The organism is Rhizobium sp. P1_E1 (genome assembly GCF_056406015.1).
Genome location: NZ_JBFUAY010000331.1, coordinates 1 through 3,711 on the forward strand (window position 1 = coordinate 1; position 3,711 = coordinate 3,711).

Sequence of the window (3,711 nt, forward strand, 5' to 3'; positions counted from 1 at the left end):
GGCCATAATCCGAGACCGTCCGAATGGGGAGCTCCGGGTAGCCGGTCGATAGTGCTCACGTTGCGGCTCAGTTGGATTCATAAACAGGATCGGATGAAATGGACTCGTTGATAAGAAGACTTCAAGCTTTCCGACTTGGAGAAAATGAGAGCAGCCCTGACGATAGCCATAAAAGCGAAAGCGGTAAGGGCACTATGTTGGCTCAAAAACTAATCTCGACGGGAACTTTAGGGGCCGCAAATCGAGGACGATTGCTACAAGCATTGTACGACATAGGAGCATCTAGCAGGGCGGATCTGGCCCGCGTTACCGGTGTGACTCGAGGAACTATCGGTGGGATTGTGCAGCCTTTACTCGATCAGGGGGTGCTCGCCGAAGGAGAGGTGATCCCTCCCAATGAAACAGGCGGCAAGCCGGCTACCAAGTTGTGGTTTTCCAAGGACGCAAGGCCAATTTGCGCGGTGCTCCTGCTGCACGACCGCGTGAGTGCGTGTTTGGTCTCTTTGGAGGGCGAGGTCTATGCTCAACATGCCGTCGACTTTCCGAAGAACGTAGCAAATGCGGCCGACGCATTCCGTATTATAAGCACCTGTGTCGAAAAAGCCGTCGCATTTGGAAAGCCGATCTTGGGCATTGGTGTAGCCGTTGCAGGAATGATCAATACGGAGACTGGCACGATCGTGACCGTCAGTCTTGCGCCTTTCCTCGATGGATTTCCGCTCGAAACCGAATTGAACAAGCGGTTCGGAGTCACAGTCTGCGTCGATCAAGATACGAGGGCGTTACTCGTTGGGGATCGCTGGTTTGGACAGGGCCGCGGTCGGAGAAACTTCGCCTCGGTCTACATCGGAGAGACTTTGGGCGGAGCGCTTTACCTTGATGGACATCTCTATCGCGGACCCGCAGGTGCAGGTGGTGAAATCGGTCATACGACCGTAGACATCAAAGGTCGGATGTGCCAGTGCGGCAGACGCGGATGCTGGGAAACGATCGCCAGCTCGAAGTGGTTAAGGACCGAAGCTAAGGTCAGGCGGTTGCCACGACCTCTCTCCCTGGATGTGAGCCGATTGTTGACGCTGGCCGACAAGGACGTGCCGGGCGCAAGAGAACTCATTCGCGACTACACGTTCAATATTGCGGTTGGCCTGGCGAACCTCCAGCAGTTTATGGCGCCGAATTTCATTGTAATTCACGGGGACATTGTACGAGGGGGAGGCCCCATTCTTCGTCTAATTCAGGAAAGCTTCCACGATCTGGTATTCCATCGCCCAGGTGATGATATCGCCCTTGCTTTCGGAGATGGCGAATGCCTGGCTGCTCTACGCGGTGCCGCCAGTCTGCTTCTTTCTGAATTGCTGAATTTCGTCATCTAGCGGCCTCCGCATGCGATCCTCGGGTATGTATTGAGCGGCGCCAAAAATGGGGCTGCCGAGCTATCTCAATGTTCCGACTGCGTGCGCACCATTTCCGGTTCTGTCGCAAAACTTTTCACCGGGTTTGCAACCAGTATGGTAGGCGTAGATCCGGGTTGAAGATGAGCAGGCAGATTGAGTTTGCCGATGATGGTCGATTTCAAAGGCAGGCGAGATCATTGCACATAGTCTGACAGATCAGGAAACCGGCGATGCCTCGCAGCTGGAGCCGTTGCTGGATCAGATCGACGATGAGATCGACCAGTTCACTGCCGATGGAGCCTATGATGGCTATCTAACCTACGACGCAGTTCTCCGTCACAGCGCAGGCGCAAGGGTCGTCATTCCACCGCGCTCGAACGCGGTTGAACAGCCATCAATCGGTTTCTCGAGTTGCAATCACGAAAGCCTTTCTAAAGGATGGTAATAGGTCAAGATGTTAGGGGCGAAATCAAAAAGGCCCGCTTAAGCGAGCCCTTTACTCAGTGCTAAACGCATTTCCGGACTCAGTTTCCGCCATCCCGCTGGTCGGAAGCACGACCTCCACAGCTAGACCCATCTTTCGCACGCTGCCACGAATGATCGCAACTACCCGCGAAAGACTGTGAGGTCAGAGACGCTAAGACGATGAAAGCAGCCACAACTACCTTTGACATGTTATTCCCTCCCAAGTTTATTTACGGTTGTAGTCCTACTGCATTGGGATTGTGATTACACGGACTTTTCGCGAGCATTCGAGCTTAAGCACAAGCAAAACGGGAAAGTGGTTATCGCATCGTCAATGTCTTCCGCTTTAACAGTGACGCGGCGCCAACGCGCCGTCTCAGCCCAGCCTTGTTGCGGCATGATCCTCTGCCGCACCCGGGAGGCAAAGYCGCCGTTCTATTGCCACATGCCGATCGCGCCATCAGTGGTCGTGTCGAGCCGGATGGGCCGACCTGTGAAATCCTGTTTGCCTTCCCCCAGGGCAGGTTTCGCGCCATCTGTATTTCGGCTGATAGTTGTTGGTCATGTAGCGAAAGGGCGGTGCTTTTCACGGTATTACGCAGGTCTGGAAACCCCGAAGCCGGTCGGGATTGTATCCCCGATCCGTACAAAGGCCTTCGGGCGTTAAATCTTCTTCGTCAATTTCCACTGCAGAGCCTTCATCAATCGTCAGATCCGCAATTTTGGCGCCTTCCCTCGTCCAATATCGCAAGGAATATCTGAACTCGTCAGTCGAGATGTCGAACTTCTGTGTGYGATAAACAGTGATCTTTGCCATCCACTTCTCCTCCTCACTCGTGTCCCCGCCCGCGATAGGTCGTAGGGATTCCTGCTGCTTCATGGCACTGAGCAAGCGTCTCCAGCCACGCTGATAACCCTGACGGCACTTCAACATTCCCAGCTTCCAGCGCCTCCACCCACGAGAGATCACATTGCAGCGCRCTGGCAAGATTTATTGGCGTCCAGCGGATGTGCAGAAGGCATTCGGTGAAACGAGCAGGGGTCATGGTGGGCTCCAATTCGTGTTATTCGACACAGTGGCAGCGCTTGCATGCATGTCAATCACGCCGCGTATGTTTCGTAACGCAAGTTTCCACACATTGCGCCAAAAGAGGTCGGCGGCCTGTGGACGTTAGTAACGATACGGCGTCGTGTTCAGTTTCTTTGCAAATGCTCCTCACTCACGTTCTGGACGACAAACGCGAGGAGCGCAGATGCAGGAAAACATTCGCCCAATAGCACCTATCGGTATATCTGGTTTGGCCGCAAGCACCACCGGCCGGAATGCCTATCTTTGAATTGATCAATCCGACCGATTTTTACGTCGACCCGGCTTACCAGCGCAACATCAGTGAAAAGGGTATGCGTCAGATCCGGCGCATCATCGAGGGGTTCGACTGGGCGAGCTTCAAACCCCGATCTGCGCCTTAGACTACATCGGCCGAACGGCATCTGGCCGCTGACATGCAAAGTCACCTCACAGGTGAATATCTAGGAGCAAGCAAATGCTAGAAGCTGCACGAAACCGCGTCATCCATACCCTTCATGCTCATCCCTGGACAAGAATGTCTCATAAAATGGAATGCTCCGCCGCCTGGCGGTTTCTCGCGACGGTCGCCCTCGCAAGCTTCGCGTCGTCGGCCTTTGCGGACACCTCGTCCACCTCATGGCCACAAACGCAAAGTGACATTAAGGCCGACACCGACGTCCATTTCGGCACACTTGCCAATGGAATGCGGTTTGCGATTATGCGCAATGTCACGCCGCCCGGACAGGCAGCTATCCGCTTTCGCATTGGCTCCGGTTCGCTCGA

4 protein-coding genes and 1 pseudogene are annotated in these 3,711 nt (G+C 54.5%); 3 read left to right on the top strand and 2 right to left on the bottom strand.

Annotated elements, in window-relative coordinates; genetic code table 11:
• The first annotated feature begins 98 nt into the window (after positions 1-98).
• Both AC1D1Z_RS35070 and AC1D1Z_RS35075 read left to right on the top strand, forming a co-directional pair.
• On the top strand, positions 99-1,373 hold the full coding sequence (locus tag AC1D1Z_RS35070) for an ROK family protein (RefSeq protein ID WP_063473326.1): 1,275 nt from the start codon (positions 99-101) through the stop codon (positions 1,371-1,373).
• A gap of 205 nt (positions 1,374-1,578) precedes the next feature.
• A pseudogene (locus AC1D1Z_RS35075) lies at positions 1,579-1,788 on the top strand (transposase); the annotation flags it as partial.
• Positions 1,789-2,445: 657 nt separating this feature from the next.
• On the opposite strand, the gene AC1D1Z_RS35080 reads toward AC1D1Z_RS35075, so the two are convergent.
• Complete coding sequence (locus tag AC1D1Z_RS35080; RefSeq protein WP_477853386.1) at positions 2,446-2,676, bottom strand: hypothetical protein; 231 nt, start codon at positions 2,674-2,676, stop codon at positions 2,446-2,448.
• A 13-nt stretch (positions 2,677-2,689) separates the two neighbouring features.
• On the bottom strand, positions 2,690-2,905 hold the full coding sequence (locus tag AC1D1Z_RS35085; RefSeq protein WP_130674581.1) for a hypothetical protein: 216 nt from the start codon (positions 2,903-2,905) through the stop codon (positions 2,690-2,692).
• Positions 2,906-3,463: 558 nt separating this feature from the next.
• Here AC1D1Z_RS35085 and AC1D1Z_RS35090 point away from each other — a divergent pair.
• A partial coding sequence (locus AC1D1Z_RS35090) for a hypothetical protein (protein ID WP_477853388.1) occupies positions 3,464-3,711 on the top strand: 248 nt, incomplete at its 3' end.